The organism is Erythrobacter sp. JB1-4, assembly GCF_057365025.1.
In genome coordinates, this window is sequence record NZ_CP200292.1 from 2,482,534 (window position 1) to 2,499,807 (window position 17,274).

At 57.1% G+C, this 17,274-nt stretch carries 18 protein-coding genes and 1 pseudogene; 14 read left to right on the forward strand and 5 right to left on the reverse strand.

Features of this window, described 5'->3' with window-relative positions:
• The first annotated feature begins 1 nt into the window (after position 1).
• The 3 genes from AC0V61_RS11460 to AC0V61_RS11470 all read left to right on the forward strand — a co-directional run bounded on the left by AC0V61_RS11460 (position 2) and on the right by AC0V61_RS11470 (position 1,937).
• On the forward strand, positions 2 to 574 hold the full coding sequence (locus tag AC0V61_RS11460; RefSeq protein ID WP_486157646.1) for a serine aminopeptidase domain-containing protein: 573 nt from the start codon (positions 2 to 4) through the stop codon (positions 572 to 574).
• Positions 571 to 1,695, forward strand: coding sequence for an NAD(P)/FAD-dependent oxidoreductase (locus tag AC0V61_RS11465; RefSeq protein ID WP_486157648.1), 1,125 nt, complete (start codon positions 571 to 573; stop codon positions 1,693 to 1,695). The genes AC0V61_RS11460 and AC0V61_RS11465 overlap by 4 nt, the downstream gene beginning before the upstream one ends.
• A 65-nt stretch (positions 1,696 to 1,760) precedes the next feature.
• Positions 1,761 to 1,937, forward strand: a complete 177-nt coding sequence (locus AC0V61_RS11470) for a YegP family protein (protein WP_247271696.1) — start codon at positions 1,761 to 1,763, stop codon at positions 1,935 to 1,937.
• Between the two features lie 67 nt (positions 1,938 to 2,004).
• Here the strand turns inward: AC0V61_RS11470 and rnhA are convergent, their stop codons facing one another.
• Genes rnhA through ispH form a run of 3 tightly spaced genes read right to left on the reverse strand, consistent with a single transcriptional unit; the run spans position 2,005 to position 4,452 of the window.
• The gene (gene rnhA / locus AC0V61_RS11475; RefSeq protein WP_486157650.1) at positions 2,005 to 2,466 is read right to left on the reverse strand and encodes a ribonuclease HI; all 462 of its coding nucleotides are present in this window, start codon (positions 2,464 to 2,466) and stop codon (positions 2,005 to 2,007) included.
• 30 nt (positions 2,467 to 2,496) lie between these two features.
• On the reverse strand, positions 2,497 to 3,465 hold the full coding sequence (locus tag AC0V61_RS11480; RefSeq protein WP_486157652.1) for a homoserine kinase: 969 nt from the start codon (positions 3,463 to 3,465) through the stop codon (positions 2,497 to 2,499).
• A gap of 12 nt (positions 3,466 to 3,477) precedes the next feature.
• On the reverse strand, positions 3,478 to 4,452 hold the full coding sequence (gene ispH / locus AC0V61_RS11485; protein ID WP_486157654.1) for a 4-hydroxy-3-methylbut-2-enyl diphosphate reductase: 975 nt from the start codon (positions 4,450 to 4,452) through the stop codon (positions 3,478 to 3,480).
• Positions 4,453 to 4,564: 112 nt separating this feature from the next.
• Here ispH and AC0V61_RS11490 point away from each other — a divergent pair, with 112 nt between their 5' ends.
• The 9 genes and pseudogenes from AC0V61_RS11490 (at position 4,565) to tatC (ending at position 12,259) form a co-directional block, all read left to right on the forward strand.
• On the forward strand, positions 4,565 to 5,215 hold the full coding sequence (locus AC0V61_RS11490; RefSeq protein WP_486157656.1) for a hypothetical protein: 651 nt from the start codon (positions 4,565 to 4,567) through the stop codon (positions 5,213 to 5,215).
• Between the two features lie 171 nt (positions 5,216 to 5,386).
• Positions 5,387 to 7,136 (forward strand): annotated as a pseudogene (gene argS, locus AC0V61_RS11495) (arginine--tRNA ligase).
• 48 nt (positions 7,137 to 7,184) lie between these two features.
• Positions 7,185 to 7,925, forward strand: a complete 741-nt coding sequence (locus AC0V61_RS11500) for an SPOR domain-containing protein (RefSeq protein WP_486157658.1) — start codon at positions 7,185 to 7,187, stop codon at positions 7,923 to 7,925.
• Positions 7,926 to 8,043: 118 nt separating this feature from the next.
• On the forward strand, positions 8,044 to 9,066 hold the full coding sequence (nagZ, locus tag AC0V61_RS11505) for a beta-N-acetylhexosaminidase (protein ID WP_486159530.1): 1,023 nt from the start codon (positions 8,044 to 8,046) through the stop codon (positions 9,064 to 9,066).
• Positions 9,067 to 9,158: 92 nt separating this feature from the next.
• Positions 9,159 to 9,944 carry a segregation and condensation protein A gene (locus tag AC0V61_RS11510; RefSeq protein WP_486159532.1) on the forward strand — a complete coding sequence of 262 codons (786 nt, stop codon included), beginning with the start codon at positions 9,159 to 9,161 and terminating at the stop codon, positions 9,942 to 9,944.
• Positions 9,944 to 10,624, forward strand: coding sequence for an SMC-Scp complex subunit ScpB (gene scpB, locus AC0V61_RS11515; protein ID WP_486157660.1), 681 nt, complete (start codon positions 9,944 to 9,946; stop codon positions 10,622 to 10,624). Before AC0V61_RS11510 ends, scpB begins: the two co-directional genes overlap by 1 nt.
• Before the next feature lie 101 nt (positions 10,625 to 10,725).
• Complete coding sequence (gene tatA, locus AC0V61_RS11520) at positions 10,726 to 10,974, forward strand: twin-arginine translocase TatA/TatE family subunit (RefSeq protein WP_486157662.1); 249 nt, start codon at positions 10,726 to 10,728, stop codon at positions 10,972 to 10,974.
• A gap of 31 nt (positions 10,975 to 11,005) precedes the next feature.
• Positions 11,006 to 11,413, forward strand: coding sequence for a Sec-independent protein translocase protein TatB (tatB, locus tag AC0V61_RS11525; protein ID WP_486157664.1), 408 nt, complete (start codon positions 11,006 to 11,008; stop codon positions 11,411 to 11,413).
• A 9-nt stretch (positions 11,414 to 11,422) separates the two neighbouring features.
• Entirely contained in the window at positions 11,423 to 12,259 is an 837-nt protein-coding gene (gene tatC, locus AC0V61_RS11530; protein ID WP_486157666.1) for a twin-arginine translocase subunit TatC, read from the forward strand.
• A gap of 6 nt (positions 12,260 to 12,265) precedes the next feature.
• Here the strand turns inward: tatC and AC0V61_RS11535 are convergent, their stop codons facing one another.
• On the reverse strand, positions 12,266 to 13,924 hold the full coding sequence (locus AC0V61_RS11535; protein WP_486157668.1) for an amidohydrolase: 1,659 nt from the start codon (positions 13,922 to 13,924) through the stop codon (positions 12,266 to 12,268).
• Positions 13,921 to 14,823 carry an NAD(P)-dependent oxidoreductase gene (locus AC0V61_RS11540; RefSeq protein ID WP_486157670.1) on the reverse strand — a complete coding sequence of 301 codons (903 nt, stop codon included), beginning with the start codon at positions 14,821 to 14,823 and terminating at the stop codon, positions 13,921 to 13,923. The genes AC0V61_RS11535 and AC0V61_RS11540 overlap by 4 nt, the downstream gene beginning before the upstream one ends.
• An 88-nt stretch (positions 14,824 to 14,911) precedes the next feature.
• On the opposite strand from AC0V61_RS11540, the gene AC0V61_RS11545 reads away from it, so the two are divergent.
• Together AC0V61_RS11545 and AC0V61_RS11550 are read left to right on the forward strand one after the other, a co-directional pair.
• Positions 14,912 to 16,165 carry a threonine ammonia-lyase gene (locus AC0V61_RS11545; RefSeq protein WP_486157672.1) on the forward strand — a complete coding sequence of 418 codons (1,254 nt, stop codon included), beginning with the start codon at positions 14,912 to 14,914 and terminating at the stop codon, positions 16,163 to 16,165.
• A 259-nt stretch (positions 16,166 to 16,424) separates the two neighbouring features.
• Complete coding sequence (locus tag AC0V61_RS11550) at positions 16,425 to 17,270, forward strand: arginyltransferase (protein WP_486157674.1); 846 nt, start codon at positions 16,425 to 16,427, stop codon at positions 17,268 to 17,270.
• Positions 17,271 to 17,274: the final 4 nt, after the last annotated feature.

Genomic DNA, 17,274 nt, shown 5'->3' on the forward strand with positions numbered 1-17,274 from the left:
TATGCGAGCGTTAGTCGATGGAAAGCTTCAGGGGGAAACGCCTCCGGTTGCGGCTGTCTTGAGCGCGCCGATGTTGGGTATGAAGGGACCGCCCGCGCCGTTCTTTCTTCAGCACGCAGTGGCAAAGCTGATGACGTGGATCGGCGATCCCACCCGTCAGGCGTGGAAGTGGAGCGAGAAACCCGGCGAACTTCCCGCGGACCGTATTAACTTGCTGACGCATGATCTTGATCGATATGCTGACGAGCAATTCTGGCGCGACGCCCGGTGTGAGCTTGTGATGGGGCCTGCCAGTTGGCGCTGGGTTGAGCGGGCCTATGCCTCGTGCCGCGTGCTCAATAGTGCAGGCGCGATGGAAAAGGTTGAGGTCCCGGTCTTCATTGCATCAACCACCAATGATCGATTGGTCAGCCATGCCGCAAATGCGCGCGCAGTGGAGCGGTTGCCGAACGGACAGATGTTCGAACTCGGCGAAGAGGCGCATCACGAGGTTTTGCGCGAAACCGACGAAGTAAGAGGGCGTGTGATGCGAGCGATCGCCGATTTCCTTGATGAGGTCGTGCCGACGCAATGAGCGAGACTTTCTACGACTTTGCAATTGTCGGAGCTGGCATGGCAGGCGCGAGCCTTGCCGCTGAGCTGGGGCCCTTTGCAAAGGTATTGGTTCTCGAGGCAGAAGAGGTTCCCGGCTATCATTCTACCGGTCGCTCGGCTGCGTTTTGGGAAGAGTGCTATGGTGGCCCAGGAATTGTCCCGCTTACCCTTCCTTCGGGCGCTTATTTGCGCGAACACGGATTCTTACGCCAACGCGGCGCGCTCTATGTCGGAAGGGAAGAAGACGCACCGCAGCTCGATGCATTTGAAAATCGGTTCGATGGCACCGGCGTCACCATTGAACGGGTTAACGGCAGCACCGCTCGCTCAAAGGCGCCATTGCTGCGCGAGCACTGGTGCGATGCGATCTATGAAGAGGCATGCGCGGACATAGATGTCGCTGGCTTGCACCAGCATTATCTCAAAGCGCTGAAAGCGGCTGGAGCTGATCTCATTTGCCGCGCAAGTGTGGCTGACCTTCAGCGCGAGGGGGGCGTTTGGCGCATCACGACGCGTGCTGGCGAGACCTATCGCAGCGCCAATATCATCAATGCGGGCGGTGCTTGGGCGGATGGTATTGCCGCGCTTGCCGGGGCTCATCCGCTTGGTATTCAGCCTTATCGGCGCACTGTTGCTCAACTAAGGGTTGAGCCCGGCGCACCCGATGACATGCCACTGGTGCTGGATATATCGGGGAATTTCTACTTTAAATCGGACAATGGGCGGATATGGCTCAGCCCGCATGATGAAACGCCGAGCGACCCGTGTGATGCAGCACCTGAGGAGATTGATATCGCCCGCGCAATCGCTTCTTTCGAGGACGCGACAAGCTGGCGAATCCAATCTGTTGAACGCAAATGGGCAGGGCTGAGAAGCTTTGCGCCCGACCGCCTGCCGATTTACGGGCCTGACCCGCACATACCTGGCTTCATATGGTTTGCAGGTCAGGGCGGTTTCGGCATCCAGACAGCTCCAGCAGCCGCGAGATTGGCTTCGCAGATCATTCTTGAGCTTGGACGAGATGCGCTCACACAGGCCATTGATGCAAATGTTTACGCCCCTACACGGTTTTGCGAGCAGAAAGCTGTAAACGCACTCTAGTCACAGCCTATCTGATCTGTATTGTAGCGCGCGAGTTCCAAAACATATGAGAGGGTACGAAAACCATGGCTCACAAGTTTGAAATCTACAAAGACAAAGCAGGCGAGTTCCGCGTGCGCTTCAGCTACAACTCAGAGGTGATGTTCTCGACCCAAGGGTATTCGAGCAAGTCGTCGGCTGAAAACGCGATTGCGTCGATCAAGAAGAACGGCCCAGACGCGCCGACCGAAGACAACACTTAAACATTTGCATTAGGCGAAAACAAAGCGGGCGTGCCAGAACATGGCGCGCCCGTTTTTTGTTGGGCGGTCAGATATCCTCGCCAGCTGCAATCCGCTCAGCTGCATCGCTAGCAAGCTTATCAACGCGCTCATTCTCGGCATGGCCTGCGTGACCTTTGACCCAATGCCATGAGACCTCATGCCTGGCATTCGCCTCGATCAATTCGTGCCAAAGATCGGCGTTGCGTACCGGCTTTTTACTGGCATTCACCCAGCCGCGTTTTTTCCAGCCGTGAACCCATTTTGTGATCCCATCGATCACATATTTGCTGTCAGAGTATAAGTCGACAAGGCAGGGTTCCGTCAGCGCGTTAAGCCCTTCCAAGACTGCCTGCATTTCCATTCGATTGTTGGTTGTATCTGCCTCGCCGCCAGACAGCTCTTTTTCATGGCGTCCCATACGCAAAAGCGCGCCCCAGCCTCCTGGGCCCGGGTTACCCTTACACGCACCGTCCGTGAAGATTTCGATGTGTTTGGTCGGTTTTGCCATCGCCCCTACTATTTGCCCTAGCGAGCACCGTTAGGCAAATAAATCAGCGCCATGCTCGTTGTAGAAGTCCCAGCGTGAGACAAACTGCATCGGGTCCTTGCGCGTGACAAGCGCGTCATCAGGTGTGTCGAGCCAGTCTTCTGCGCGGCTTGCCACAAAACGGATGGCCGCACCTTTGGCAATACCGGGTAGGGCCGTGCGTTCGCTATCGCTGAGTGGTCGGTGGGTTTGGTAGCCTTTGAGCAATGCTTCTCCCAGAGCAGGGAGATACGCGCCATCTTCATCAAAACACCAAGCCGCGTGGGTGACGGCCAAATCCAAGGCCATCGCGCCAGAGCATGCAAAGTAGAAATCGATCAGGCCGGTGACCTTTGGCCCCAGCATAAGGACATTATCAGGGAACAGGTCTGCATGAATTTGTGCTTGGGGCAGCGTCGACAGGTCGAGTGCAGCCGCATCACGGGCGGGCCCAAGTATCTCTGGCAAGTCGGGGTGGATTGACGCAAGGCCATCTTCTCCGCACGCAGCGAGGGTCGCAAGGTTTTGCTCAAAACCCATTGTATTGGCTCGTGAGTGCGGAAAATCGGCGCTCGCTGCGTGCATTTGAGCGAGCGTTTCTCCGACAGCGTAAGCTTGCGCGGCCTCCGGCAACGTGGGCGATACGCCGGGCAGAAACTCGATCAAAGCCACCGCTTTGCCATCAAGCATTCGAAATGCAGCGCCGTCATTATCATGGATGGTGCGAGGAACGGGGCAGCCCTTTGCAGAAAGGTGGTCAAGCAGCCCGAGGAAATAGGGTAGATCCTCCAGCTCAATGCGCCGCTCATACATGGTGAGGATAAAGCGGGCACTGCTGCCATTCACGCCTGCGGTGTCGATCAGCCAGTTCGAATTGGAAACGCCTTCCGCAATACCCTTGGCCGAGACTAGATCGCCCACAGGATAATTCGCGATCAATGCCGCCAGCTCTTCAGCGCCAAGATGTGTGTAAACCGCCAAGGGTAGCTTTGCCTATTCGGTCAGTTGACGCGGCAGTTTGAAGACCATCTTCTCTTCGGTGTGCTTAATCTCGCGCTCTTCGATAGGGCGCATTTTTGAAAGCGCCTCAACAACTTCGCGCACCAGAATTTCAGGCGCCGATGCACCGGCGGTCAGGCCAATCGTCTTCACCCCTTCGAGCCACTCTGGATCGATTTCATCAGAGCGCTGGATCAGTTTGCCGGGTGTCCCAAGCCGTTCAGCCACCTCTACGAGGCGCAGCGAATTGGAAGAATTGGGCGCACCGACTACAAGCACCAGATCGCAGTCATGCGCGAGTTCCTTAACCGCTGCCTGACGGTTTGACGTGGCGTAACAAATATCCTCCGCCTTAGGTCCGCTGATGTTGGGATAACGCCATTCGAGCGCTTCAATCACCTCGCGGGTGTCATCCACGGAGAGGGTGGTTTGAGTAAGGTAAGCAAGCGGCATGTCGCTATCGAAGGGAAGCTTGTCCACGTCCTCGATATTTTCAACAAGCGTCATCTGGCCCGGTTCAACCTGCCCCATCGTGCCGATCACTTCTGGGTGCCCCTCGTGGCCTACAAAAATGATATGCCGCCCTTTTTCCAATTGCCTCTCTGCCTGACGGTGGACCTTTGAAACAAGCGGACAGGTCGCATCGACATAGATCATGTTGCGACGTTCAGCTTCTGCAGGGACCGATTTGGGGACGCCATGCGCGCTGAATACCACCGGGGCATCGGTGGGCACCTCGTCCAATTCCTTGACGAAAATCGCGCCTTTCGCCTTCAACCCTTCAACCACATATTTGTTGTGAACAATCTCGTGGCGCACATAAACGGGCGCGCCATAGCGTTCGAGCGCCTTTTCAACGATCTCAATCGCGCGGTCCACACCGGCGCAAAAGCCGCGCGGGGCAGCAATCAGAAGGTTCAGCGGTTCGGCAGTTGTGGCCGAGGTTTCTTCAGTTATAGGCGCGTTCATACTACGCCCTCTAGCGCTTTGCTGCGCGGCTCGCTAGGGCATATGCGATATCGGATAAATTGCGCGATTACTCGCGCAATAATGAGACACAGTTTAGGGATCACCTTATATCATGATTCACCGCAAATCTGCTTTGACCGCTCTTGCAGGAGCAGCCGTGCTCGCTGGTTGCGCTGGCGAGGGTGATCTAGTGATTGACCAAGGGGTGGGGGTTTCGGCCGTTCTGTCGTCCTGCCCTGATGTTGGCATTCCAGATTTCACTGGCGATGTGACTGTATTTCGCGCGTCCGGTTCGCAGACCCAAGGCGATCTTGATGTGACCGCAGCGATGACGAATTTACGCTCAACTTGCGATGATACAGGTGACAAAGTTTACTCAGAGGCGACCTTTGATGTGCTTGCCCGCCGGACTGATACCCGCGGAAGCCGCACGGTTACCCTCCCTTATTTCGTTACAGTTCTGCGCGGTAGCAGCGCGGTTGTGACCAAACGTGTCGGCCAAGTCGAAGTCACTTTCGCTGATGGTCAAGACCGTGCTCAGGCAAGCGCGAAAGCTGGTTCTTTCATAGATCGTTCAGCAGCCACCCTGCCGGAAGATATCCGCGAGCGCATCACCCGCAAACGACGAGCAGGCGATGCAGATGCGGCGCTTGACCCATTGTCCGCGCCAGAAGTGAAAGCGGCAATTCAACGCACGCGTTTCGAAATGCTCGTTGGCTTCCAACTCACCGAACAGCAGTTGGCGTATAACGCAACGAGGTAGGCGTTGTGTTCGCCCATCTGGGCGGACTCCTCGGTGCTGTTCCCTCCGCTTCGCTACGGGGCACCTACGGGCGCGCGGTCGTGCTTGCGACGCTTGGGCGTCGTATTGGTCGCGCGCCTCGTGTCTTTCCCTTTGTTCCTTTTTCCCCTTTGCGCTAACGGCGCATCCGAGATGACTGATATGCAAACTCTTTACACTGCCTTTGGTGGCACGATTGAAACCGCGCTTAATGCGCTCGTTGCAGATGGCGTTTTGCCTGCTGATGCCTCGTTCAAGAACGTAACGCTGGAGCCGCCGCGCGATCCTTCGCACGGAGACCTGGCGACCAATGCCGCTATGGTTCTTGCAAAACCTGCCAAAACGAGATCCGCGCGCGCTGGCTGAGGCGCTTGTTGCAAAACTTGAAGCCGCTGACGGCATCGCCAGCGCCGAAATCGCAGGCCCCGGCTTCATCAACCTGCGGCTCGACCCGCAAGTCTGGCTCGATGAGCTCGGCGCTATTACCGCTCTTGCATGTGACTACGGCCGCTCCACCATGGGCGAGGGCACACGCGTCAACGTTGAGTATGTAAGCGCCAACCCCACAGGACCTATGCACATGGGGCATTGCCGGGGCGCGGTAGTGGGTGATGCTCTTTCGAGCTTGCTTGAGCTCGCCGGCCATGAAGTCACGCGCGAATACTACATCAATGATGCTGGCGGTCAGGTCGACACGCTCGCCCGGTCCGCGCACCTGCGGTATCGCGAGGCGCTTGGCGATAGGATCACCATACCGGAAGGGCTCTATCCCGGCGACTATTTGATCCCAGTGGGTGAGGCCCTCGCCCAAGAGTTAGGCGATGCGCACAAGGACGCGCCCGAAGAGCAGTGGTTGCCATTGTTCCGAGAGCATGCGGTTGCGCAAATGATGAAGCTTATCAAAGCGGACCTCGCGATGCTGGGCATTCACCATGATATTTTTTCATCGGAAGCTGCCCTTCATGCTGCTGGAAAACCGGATGCAGCCGAGGCTTGGCTGCGTGAGCAGGACCTTGTCTATGATGGGGTGCTCGAAGCGCCCAAAGGCAAAGCGCCGCCAGAAGATTGGGAGCCGGTGGAGCTGCCGTTGTTCCGTTCGACCAAATTTGGCGATGATCAGGACCGGCCGATCAAGAAATCAGATGGCAAATGGACCTATTTTGGTGCTGACCTTGCCTACCATATGCAGAAGGCTGAAAGCGCCGATGAGCTCATCGATATCTGGGGCGCAGACCATGCTGGAACCGTCAAACGGATCAAAGCGGCTGTGGCAGCTCTTTCGGAAGGAAAAGGCAAACCAACCCCATTTGATGTAAAACTTGTGCAGATGGTTCAGCTGTTGCGGGGCGGTGAACCTGTAAAAATGTCAAAAAGATCAGGCAACTTCGTCACCATCGAAGAAATGGTCAAAGAGGTTGGCCGCGACGTTGTGCGCTTCACCATGCTGACCCGCAAACCCGAAGCGCAAATGGAGTTCGACTTCGCCAAAGTGGTCGAAGCCTCGAAGGATAATCCGGTGTGGTATGTGCAATATGCGCACGCCCGAATCCAATCGACGCTGCGTAAGGCGTTGGAAGAAGAGGGTTTTGCGCCATCTGCGGACGCCGTTGGCGAGCTTTGCGACGAAGAGATTGCTCTGATCAAACGCGCGGCGCAATTTCCGCGCGAGGTTGAGGCCGCTGCCAAAGCGCGCGAGCCGCACCGAATTGCGTTCTATCTTTACGACCTCGCAACCGACCTTAATGCCTTCTATTCCTTGGGTAACACCGACACGAAAAAGCGGTTCATTGTGAAACAAGATGCGCCTTTATCACAGGCACGTCTTTTCCTTGGGAGCGCAATCGGGCAAGTTATCAGAAATGGCCTGCGCGTCCTTGGCGTAAAGGCGGTGGACAGAATGTAAGCGGATCAGGCCGGTATGTGCCTGAGGTGCTAGAGGTACAGTGCTGTGATGATCATTGCTGAATATGAAGACATCGAGACCGCTGATGGGGAATTGGACCTGTCGGAAGGCGATAGTCTGCCGTGGCTAGAGGCTGACGAAGAGGAAGAAGAGGGCACTGATCACACTCAGATCATCGTCTTCGCTTTGATATTGGTCGGCATCGCTATCGCAGCAATCGGCACTGTCTTGTTATTCGGCAGCAAAGCCTCCGATGGCGAAATTCTCGCGGATGGCAGCGTGATCGAAGCGCCCGAAGGTCCCTTCAAAGAGCGCCCTGATGATCCCGGCGGCAAGGAATTCGCTGGAACGGGAAGCGTTGCACCAGTTGTCGGCGAAGGTGGTACGCCAGAAGGCGTCATGAACACCGATGGGAATGCAAACGCAGGCGCAGGTGCTGGATCAGGCGCTGGCTCGACAGGCACCTCAACAGCGGCAAATTCAGCCGCTAATGGAAGCGCATCAGGTTCTGGAGCCAGCGGCAGCCAATCCTCTGGCGCAACCACCAGCCGCAGCGGTATTGGCGTGCAATTGGCGGCCTATTCCTCGCGCGCCCGCGCTGAACAAGGGTGGAATGAAATCTCCCGTCGCACCAGTGCGCTATCTGGTATGCGTTATCGCATTGAGGAAGGCGTCGTGGACATCGGAACGGTCTACCGCTTGCAGGCCGTTGCCAGCGATGTTGCTGCGGCGAACAAGCTGTGTACGAGCCTGAAGTCAGACGGCATCGATTGTCAGGTGAAACGCTGATTATCGGCATGGGAATCAGGGCTAGATTGGCCTTTCCCACCGTGTTTCCCCCCGAAAAGGCCACAATGGAGCGTTCAGGCGCTTGCCTCGAAGCTCGCTCGCTGCAAATCTAATGCCCATGGTTCCAGCAATATTCGGATGTTCTGGCACAGCCTTGACCAAGGACGAGCGTGCGTTCTTTCGCGACGCTGAGCCTGCGGGCTATATTCTGTTTGGTCGCAATTGCGAAAATCCTGAGCAGTTGCGCGCTTTGACTGACGAACTGCGGGCCCTTCATGGGCGCGATCACTTGCTCATCTCCATCGATCAGGAGGGCGGCCGTGTGGCGCGCCTGCGCCCACCGCATTGGGCCGCTTACCCGTCGGGCGAGGCGTTTGATCTGCTCTATCAACTGGCTCCAGCCAGCGCGATTGAGGCGGCACGGGCAGGCGCAAAAGCAATGGCGCTTGAGCTGTCAGCCATGGGGATTACGGTCGACTACCACCCGCCCTTGGACCTTCGCCAAGAGGGCGCGCATGATGTGATCGGCGACCGCGCGCTTGGGTATGAACCGATGCAGATTGCAGCGATTGGCCGGGCTATTCTTGACGGGCTTGCCGCTGGCGGTGTGACAGGCTGTATCAAACATATGCCGGGCCACGGCCGGAGCATGGTTGATACGCATAAGGAAATGCCCACCGTTCATGCGAGCGCCGAGGAATTGGAGCAGGATTTGTCTCCCTTTCGTAAGCTCAATTCGGCGCTGATCGGGATGACGGGGCACCTTAAGTTTCCGGTGTGGGATGCGCAGAACCCTGCCACTTTGTCCGAGGCGATCATTCGCGATGTTATTCGCGGACAGATTGGTTTCGAGGGTCTGCTTTTGACCGACGATATCGACATGCAAGCGCTTGATGGCACTGTGCCAGAGCGCGCCGAGCGAGCGGTTGCTGCTGGCTGCGATATCGTGCTCAATTGCTGGGCTAAGATGGACGATATGCAGGGGATTTGTGAGCGTTTGCCGGACATGAGCGAGGCGGTGACAGGGCGATTGAACCGTGCCCTTGAAGGCACCAGTGTGGCGGACACGATCGCTGAGGAAGCAGGCGAGCTTCTGGCCAAGCGCGATGAGCTCTTGGCTCTCACCGAGGTAGCCGCATGAGCACTCCTATAACGACCGACAACGACGCCAGAGATGACGAAGGTTTCATGCTGACTGGGGGCAGCATGAACGCTGAGGAACCCGGTGCCATTATGCCCGACGGCTGGGATGATGATCCCGCCAAACAGGGCGCGAAGGCCGGGGAAGAGGCGCTCTATCTGGAGCTTGATGGGTGGGAGGGACCGTTAGACCTCTTGCTTGACCTCGCACGGCGGCAAAAGGTTGATCTCAAACAGATTTCGATCCTCGCGCTGGTTGATCAATATCTTGCCTATATTGAGCGCGCGCAGGACCTGAGGCTGGAACTGGCCGCCGACTACCTCGTCATGGCCGCATGGCTTGCCTTTCTCAAATCCTCAATGCTCTTGCCCAAGGATGAGCAAGAAGACCCGAGCCCTGAAGAGTTGGCTTTGCGCCTCCAACTGCGCCTGCAACGCCTCGGTGCGATGCGCGAGGCGGCGGCGCGCTTAATGGGCCGGGACCGGATTGGGCGCGATATTTTCCTTCGCGGAAATCCCGAAGGGCTGCGTACCGATCGCAAGGTCTTGTGGAAGTCCGACGCGTTCTCTTTGATCCAAGCCTATGGTCAAGTGAAAGCGCGCACGGCTCCTCGCATTTATCACGTCTCTGACCGTCCGGTGATGACATTGGACAGCGCGCTTGATCGGGTGTCGGCGATGCTGGGCGTGACGCTCGACTGGATGGATATTCGCGATTTTCTTCCCAAGCACGCAGAGCCTGCCTTACGCAAATCGGCGCTCGCCTCTAGCTTTGTGGCCGCGCTTGAATTGACGCGTCTGGGCAAAGCGGAGCTTGAGCAGGAGGGCGCGTTCGAGCCCTTGCGAATTAGGCGTCTTAAAGAGAGCGCGGGCGCATAATGTTCGAGGCAGCGGATGAACCCGATGAAATCGAACGCGGCCTTGAGGCGACCCTCTTTGCTGCTGAAGAACCGCTCACCGTGGATCAGCTTTCCGCCCATCTTGGCGACCTCGACAAGGATGTGGTGCGCGATGGGCTAAAGGCTCTCGCACACCATTACGAAAAGCGTGGTGTCCATTTGGTGGAGCGGGGTAAGCGGTGGCATTTTGAAACCGCTGCCGACATGGCGCACCTGCTCAGACGCGAGAAAGAGCAAGTCCGCCGCCTCAGCCGCGCGGCTACGGAAGTGCTCGCAATCATCGCCTACCATGAGCCGGTGAGCCGCGCCGAAATTGAATCGATCCGCGGCGTACAGACAAGCTCCGGCACGCTTGATGTGCTGATGGAAGCGGGATGGATTAAGCTTGCAGGACGGCGCGAGGTGCCCGGTCGCCCGGTGATTTATGCGACGACGCCAGAATTTCTCGATCATTTTGGCCTGTCCTCGCGCCGCGATTTGCCGGGAATTGATGAGCTTCGTGCGTCCGGCCTGCTCGACCCCGTGGATGAGGCGTTTGAAGACGCTATGTCCAAGGATGAGGAAGCCAAGGAGGACGCGTCTGAGGATGAGGCCCGGGACGCAGATGAAGCCACCGATGCGCCAAATCCGGACGAGACTTCCGACCCTTCAGATAGCTGATTTGCACCATTCACTGGCGTCATTGGCCCCTTGCGCCTATATTGCCATTATAACCCCATCCCTTGTACCCCCTTAGCTGGGGCAATTAAGAGAGAAGTCTTATGTTTGGCCAAGTCGGTATCTGGCAAATCCTCATCGTCGCTCTGGTCATTCTGATCCTGTTCGGACGCGGCCGCATCTCTGAGATGATGGGTGATTTTGGTAAGGGTATCAATAGCTTCAAGAAGGGTATGACCGAAACGGAAGAAGCCGTTGAGGAGACCAAAGGTCAGATCGAGGCGCCTGTAAATAATGGCGCGAAAGATGTGAAAGACGCCAAGACCAACGAGAAAAGCGAAACTTCGAGCTAAACCAGGCACGCGCATTTAAGAGCCCCCTTTCATGTTTGACATCGGCGCAGCAGAGCTTTTGGTGGTGATCATCGTCGCGGTCCTTGTGATCGGGCCGAAGGATATGCCCATGGCCATGCGTCACGCAGGGCGCTGGATCGGCAAGGTTCGCCGCGTGTCTTCCCATTTCCGAACCGGTGTTGATGCCATGGTGCGCGAAGCTGAGCTTGAGGATATGGAGAAGAAGTGGAAGGCGCAAAACGAGGCGATCATGAAGCAGTCCGCTGCTGATGTAGAAGCCTCTAAGGGTGAGCCTGTTATGACCGGTCCGCCTCCTGTTGAAGAACAGATGGTCGCAGATGCCGAGAGCGCTGCGAAGGACACCGCGAAAAGCATTGCGCAGGCACCCGCCCCCCAAGAGCCAACCGCGCCCGAGGCGCAGGCCAAGCCCCGAGAATAGGCGGCGCATATGGCTTTTGAGATCAAGGATATCGACGAGACTAGAGCGCCGCTGCTCGATCATTTGATCGAATTGCGCAGCCGTTTGGTGCGCGCGATTTTTGCGCTGCTGATTGGCTTTGGGGTTTGCTTCTATTTCGCTGACCCGATCCTTGGGTTTCTTGTCCAGCCTTTGAAAGACGCGTTTCCTGAGGGTGAAGGGCAGCTCATTTTCACCAAGCTGCCAGAGGTCTTCTTTGTTGAGCTCAAAATCGGCCTGTTCGCAGGTTTTATGGTGAGCTTTCCGATTATTGCGAACCAGCTTTGGGCCTTTGTTGCGCCGGGGCTTTATGCGCAGGAAAAGAAGGCGTTTTTGCCTTTCCTGATCGCCACGCCGGTGCTTTTCTTTGCTGGTGCAGCGCTTGCCTATTACGTTGTGATGCCGCTCGCATTCCTGTTTTTCCTCGGGTTTTCGGGAGAAGCGGGGGGCTTAGAGGTTCAGGCGCTTCCGTCTGCGGGTGAGTATCTGAGCCTCGTGATGCAATTCATCCTTGCGTTCGGGCTGACCTTTCTGCTCCCGCTTTTGCTGATCCTGCTCAACCGTGCTGGCATTGTCTCGCGCGCGCAGTTTGTGAGCGCGCGGCGCTATGTGATTGTCGGGATCGTTGCGCTTGCAGCGCTTGTCACGCCGCCTGACCCCGGCACTCAGGTGATTTTGGCCGTGCCGCTGCTGATCCTGTTTGAAGGCTCGCTTATCATCATGCGATTGCAGGAACGCGCGATGGGCAAGAAGAAGCTTGCCGATAAAACTGACGATGCCGACGAGATCGAGCAGACCGGCGAAGAAACCGAACAGCCTGCTGAATAAGCCAAACTATTTGGCGTAGACCCGCTTGCCCGCAAGGTAGACCTCGCGCACTTCGGTCTCGCGAATTTGGGTTGGGGATGAGAACATCGGGTCGCGGTCCACGAACAGAAAATCTGCCCGTTCACCCGGGACCAATCTCCCAAACCGTCCGTCAGCAAAGCCAGCATAGGCGGCATCCGATGTGAACGCTGCCAGCGCTTGTTCTCGGCTCACCGCTTCATGCGCGCGCCACCCACCAAACGGATTGCCATTCTCATCGGTGCGGCTGATCGCAACGGCAATCCCGGCAAACACGTCGGCTGGCTCAACAGGCGCGTCGGAACCAAAGGCAATCTGCCCGCCCACCTCGATAATGCTCTTCCAAGCATAGGCGCCGCCCAAGCGGTCTTCGCCAAGCCGGGCCTCTGCCATGAACATATCGCTTGTCTGGTGGAGCGGCTGCATCGAGGCAATCGTGCCATGGTCGCCAAATCGGGGGAGGTCAGCCGGGTCGACAATCTGCGCGTGCTCGATCCGCCAACGCCGATCGCCTTTATATGTGTCGGAAAGCTCGGCAATCGCCATCAATACATCGGAATTAGCCGCATCGCCGATGGCGTGCACAGCGGTCTGGAAATTGTCGAGGGCCGCGCGGCTCATTCGATTACGCAGTTGAGCAGGCGAGGTGATCGCGATACCCCGCGTTGCGGGCTCATCGTGATAGGGCTCTTTGAGCGTTGCCCCGCGCGATCCCAGCGCGCCGTCAACATAAAGCTTAATGCCATTGAGACGCAGCTTGTCCTCATAAAGCCATGGGGTGGGGCCGGGGCCACCGATTAGCTCCATCGCTTCCGGACTGCTGGCATAGGACATGATCCGAATGTTGAGTTCGCCCCGGTCAGCGGCTCTGCGGAATGTCATCCAGTCGACAACCGGCGTGCCCATATCGGCGACTGCAGTGATGCCATTCGCGAGCAAGCGTGCCTGCGCCATGGCGAAAGCTGCATCGCGGTCTTCTGCGCGCGGGGGCGGTACGCTGTCGGCGACAAGGCGTTTGGCTGCATCGACAAATACACCTGTTGGATTGCCGCTGGCATCGCGGATGATGCGCCCGCCTTCGGGGCTTTTGGACGCAGGCGTTATACCTGCCTTTTCCATCGCGACGCTGTTCGCCCAATTGGCGTGATTATCCGCGCGCTCCAGCCAAACGGGGCGGTCAGAGACTACGGCGTTGAGCTCAGCAGCGGTCGGGAAACGGCCAAGGCCCCATTTCTCCTGGTTCCAGCCGCGCCCCAAAATCCAAGGACGCCCCGGATTGGCCTCAGCAAATGCAGCCACTTTGGCGAGCGCTTCTTCAAGGCTGTTCGTATCGGACAGGTCGAGCGTGAGGGCGGCAAATCCGATATCCATCACATGGACGTGGGCATCAATCATGCCTGGAAGCATCACCTGACCCTCACCATCCAAAGCAAAGTCGATATCCTCAGGCCGCTCTTCTCCGCGCTCCAGCACATGGGTGATGACGCCGTCGTCATCGAATACAAGCTCGGTAAAGCGTTTGACCTTTCCCTCTTCATCTATCGTTATGCCATCGACATTGTAGATCAGCGTATCAGCAAGTGCAGGCGATGCGATTGCAGCTATGCTTGCGGCAAGGATCGAGCGAAGGAGCTTTGTGTTCTTCATTGGGAATTGGCCTTGGGAAGACGGGTGATAAGGGCGCTTGTGTCGTTGCGACTGCCGCCTGAGTTTTGGACCTCAGCATAGAATTGATCGACCAAAGCGGTAATGGGTGATGACAGGCCGAGGCGTTTTGCTTCATCAAGCGCATAGCCCAAATCCTTGCGCATCCAGTCAATGGCAAAGCCGAAGTCAAATTCATCTTTGGTCATAGTGGCCCAGCGATTGTCCATCTGCCAACTTTGCGCAGCGCCACCGCAAATGGCTTCGTAGGTTTTGTCTAGGTCGAGGCCTGCGCCTTGTGCAAGCCGGATTGCCTCGGAGAGCCCGCCCAAGACCCCGGCAATGCACATCTGGTTCGCCATCTTGGCCGTTTGTCCAGCGCCGGTCGGGCCGACATGGACAATCGACTTTGCATATGGCTCCATCACGCCGCTAGCTCTGACCATTGCGTCATCTGATCCGCCGCACATTATCGCAAGCTGGCCGTTCTGCGCGCCGGCCTGGCCGCCGCTTACCGGGGCATCGACAAAATCAATTCCCTTAGCAGCGCTCGTCTCGCCAAGTGTGCGGGCGATGTCAGCTGAGGTCGTGGTGTGGTCGATGAGAAGCGAGCCCTTACTCATCGCCTCCAAGACGCCGTCCGGGCCTGTGGTGACGCCGATCAGATCGTCATCATTGCCAACGCATGTGCAAACGACTTCGGCGTCTTTTGCAGCTAATGCAGGCGTGTCTGCAAAATCTATATCGAGCCCTTCGGCGGCCCAAACCTTGCGCCAATTCTCGGCTCGCTCAGGGGAGCGATTATAGGCGGTGACGTCCAATCCAGCGCGCGCCAAATGCCCCGCCATTGGCCCGCCCATAACACCAAGGCCAATGAAGGCGATTTTCATGCTCTTACTCATAGGCCTCACGCCTAATAGCTTTGCTACACAATTGCCAAGGCAATCACGGTTGCTCATGTGAAAGCGAAGGCTTAGTGGCGATTGCGATATGAATGCACCAAACGCAAGCCTCACCGCAGGGCCAACGCCTGCTGATCTGACCCTTGAAGACGTCCGTGCAGCAGCCGCGCGTATTGATGGGGCGGTGGTCAAAACGCCGATGATGCATTCGATTACCCTGTCAGAGATTACCGGGGCTGAGGTTTGGCTGAAGTTTGAAAACTTGCAGTTCACCGCCGCTTACAAGGAGCGCGGCGCTCTCAATGCGCTTTTGCAGCTCACCGAGGAACAGCGAAAGCGCGGCGTGATTGCCGCATCTGCTGGCAACCACAGCCAAGGCCTTTCTTACCACGGCACGCGTTTGGGTGTGCCGGTGACCATCGTAATGCCTCGCACCACTCCGACTGTGAAGGTTATGCAAACCGAAAGCGTTGGTGGGAATGTCGTGCTTCATGGTGAGACGTTCGACGATGCAAACGCACATGCTCGCGAACTTGAGGTGGAACGTGGGCTTACCTTTGTGCACCCGTTCGATCATCCCCATGTTGCCGCCGGGCAAGGCTCGGTTGCGCTTGAGATGCTTGAGGCAAATCCTGATTTGGACACGCTTGTCGTACCCATTGGCGGGGGCGGGCTGATCTCAGGCATGGCGACGGTTGCTCGCGAATTGGCCCCTGACCTTGAAGTTGTGGGCGTGCAGGCGGGCCTTTTCCCCAGCATGTTTGCAAAGATCAAAGGCGAGCAGCGAGATTGCGGTGGTGACACTTTGGCTGAAGGGATCGCGGTCAAACAACCCGGCGAATTTACCAGCCAAGTGATCAAAGAGCGGGTCGATGATATCCTGCTTGTGGGCGAGCCCGTGCTCGAAAAGGCGGTCGCTTTGCTGCTTCAGATCGAGAAGACCGTTGTAGAAGGCGCAGGCGCAGCAGGGCTCGCTGCCGTTCTTGCCAATCCGGACCGATTTAAAGGCAAGAAAGTTGGCCTTGTGCTTTGCGGCGGCAATATTGACACCCGGCTTTTGGCCAATGTGCTTTTGCGTGATTTGGCGCGGCAAGGTCGTTTGGCGCGCCTAAGGGTGACTTTGCAAGATCGCCCGGGCGCGCTGTTTAAAGTGATGCGCCTCTTTGATGAGCACAACGTCAACATCATCGAGATCTATCACCAGCGCATCTTTACAACGCTGCCTGCCAAAGGTTTGATCACCGATATCGAATGCGAGGCCCGCGATGCGCAGCAGGTCGAGCAATTGGTGCAGGCATTGCGCGTTGCTCGCTATCATGTGGACGTTGTTGAGTTGAACTGATTCGCACAGTTCGAGGTTCTCTTTTGCTCGTTCTAAACGCGCACACGTGCGTTTGTCCCACTACGTGACGCCTGTGCCTAAACCCGTAAATCACTGGTCCAAAGTGGTGCTTTTTTGCGCCCAGTTATGTGCAAAGTAAGACAAAGTTCACCATGATTTTTGGTTAAAGGTCTTTTACCGGCGCGTGCAAAAAGGCATAACAATGTCTTAAGAATGTAATCGCTGATTCCCCGTTTCGCTGAAGGACGAAGCCAGACCTGTGACGGCACCTATCCGCTTCCCCCGTTTCTTTGTGACGAGCCCTGCGCCGTGCCCTTATCTGCCGGGCCGAAGCGAGCGCAAGGTGTTCACTGAGCTTAAGGGGGCACATGCGGATCAGCTGAACGAGGCCCTTGGCCGGATAGGTTTCCGTCGCAGTCAGACGGTCGCCTATCGCCCGAGCTGCCTTGATTGTCAGGCCTGTGTGTCTGTCCGTGTCGTGGCAGATGAATTTAGGCCGTCGAGCACGCAAAAACGCGAGATTAAGCGTAACCGCGATCTTGTCGTCACCGAGTGTCGTCCTTGGGCGACTGATGAACAATTTGAGCTTCTGACAAAGTATCTCAGCTTGCGCCATCCTGATGGTGGCATGTCCGCAATGGATGAGATGGACTATGCCGACATGGTCGAACATACACCCGTCACCAGCTCATTGGTTGAATATCGTGAGCCGACCGAGACGGGCGAGCCCGGCAAGCTCATAGGGGCGTGCCTGACTGATCGGCAGGGCGATGGTCTCTCGATGATCTATTCTTTCTATGACCCTGACCATGAAGGGCGCGTGGGTCTTGGAAACTATATTATCCTCGACCACATCCAACGCGCGGCGCAGAGCGGCCTTCCTTACGTCTACCTTGGATATTGGGTCGATGGTTCGCCTCGCATGCAGTATAAGGTCCGTTACCGTCCCCTTGAGCAGCTAACCCGTGATGGTTGGCGCCGCATGAGCGAGGAAGAGCAAACCAAGCTAATCGCCGCAGCGACAGCTCCGCGCAGCGAAAAAGCTGGTGCGATAACGGGAGCACGGGGTAAAGACGGCCAACCTGTCAAATTCTCTGCGAGCTGACCGC

Coding starts and splice junctions, on each gene's coding strand:
- AC0V61_RS11460 (WP_486157646.1), top strand. CDS start 2: ATGCGAGCGTTAGTCGATGGAAAGCTTCAGGGGGAAACGCCTCCGGTT.
- AC0V61_RS11465 (WP_486157648.1), top strand. CDS start 571: ATGAGCGAGACTTTCTACGACTTTGCAATTGTCGGAGCTGGCATGGCA.
- AC0V61_RS11470 (WP_247271696.1), top strand. CDS start 1,761: ATGGCTCACAAGTTTGAAATCTACAAAGACAAAGCAGGCGAGTTCCGC.
- rnhA (WP_486157650.1), bottom strand. CDS start 2,466: ATGGCAAAACCGACCAAACACATCGAAATCTTCACGGACGGTGCGTGT.
- ispH (WP_486157654.1), bottom strand. CDS start 4,452: ATGAACGCGCCTATAACTGAAGAAACCTCGGCCACAACTGCCGAACCG.
- AC0V61_RS11490 (WP_486157656.1), top strand. CDS start 4,565: ATGATTCACCGCAAATCTGCTTTGACCGCTCTTGCAGGAGCAGCCGTG.
- AC0V61_RS11500 (WP_486157658.1), top strand. CDS start 7,185: ATGATCATTGCTGAATATGAAGACATCGAGACCGCTGATGGGGAATTG.
- nagZ (WP_486159530.1), top strand. CDS start 8,044: ATGGTTCCAGCAATATTCGGATGTTCTGGCACAGCCTTGACCAAGGAC.
- AC0V61_RS11510 (WP_486159532.1), top strand. CDS start 9,159: ATGCCCGACGGCTGGGATGATGATCCCGCCAAACAGGGCGCGAAGGCC.
- scpB (WP_486157660.1), top strand. CDS start 9,944: ATGTTCGAGGCAGCGGATGAACCCGATGAAATCGAACGCGGCCTTGAG.
- tatA (WP_486157662.1), top strand. CDS start 10,726: ATGTTTGGCCAAGTCGGTATCTGGCAAATCCTCATCGTCGCTCTGGTC.
- tatB (WP_486157664.1), top strand. CDS start 11,006: ATGTTTGACATCGGCGCAGCAGAGCTTTTGGTGGTGATCATCGTCGCG.
- tatC (WP_486157666.1), top strand. CDS start 11,423: ATGGCTTTTGAGATCAAGGATATCGACGAGACTAGAGCGCCGCTGCTC.
- AC0V61_RS11535 (WP_486157668.1), bottom strand. CDS start 13,924: ATGAAGAACACAAAGCTCCTTCGCTCGATCCTTGCCGCAAGCATAGCT.
- AC0V61_RS11540 (WP_486157670.1), bottom strand. CDS start 14,823: ATGAGTAAGAGCATGAAAATCGCCTTCATTGGCCTTGGTGTTATGGGC.
- AC0V61_RS11545 (WP_486157672.1), top strand. CDS start 14,912: ATGAATGCACCAAACGCAAGCCTCACCGCAGGGCCAACGCCTGCTGAT.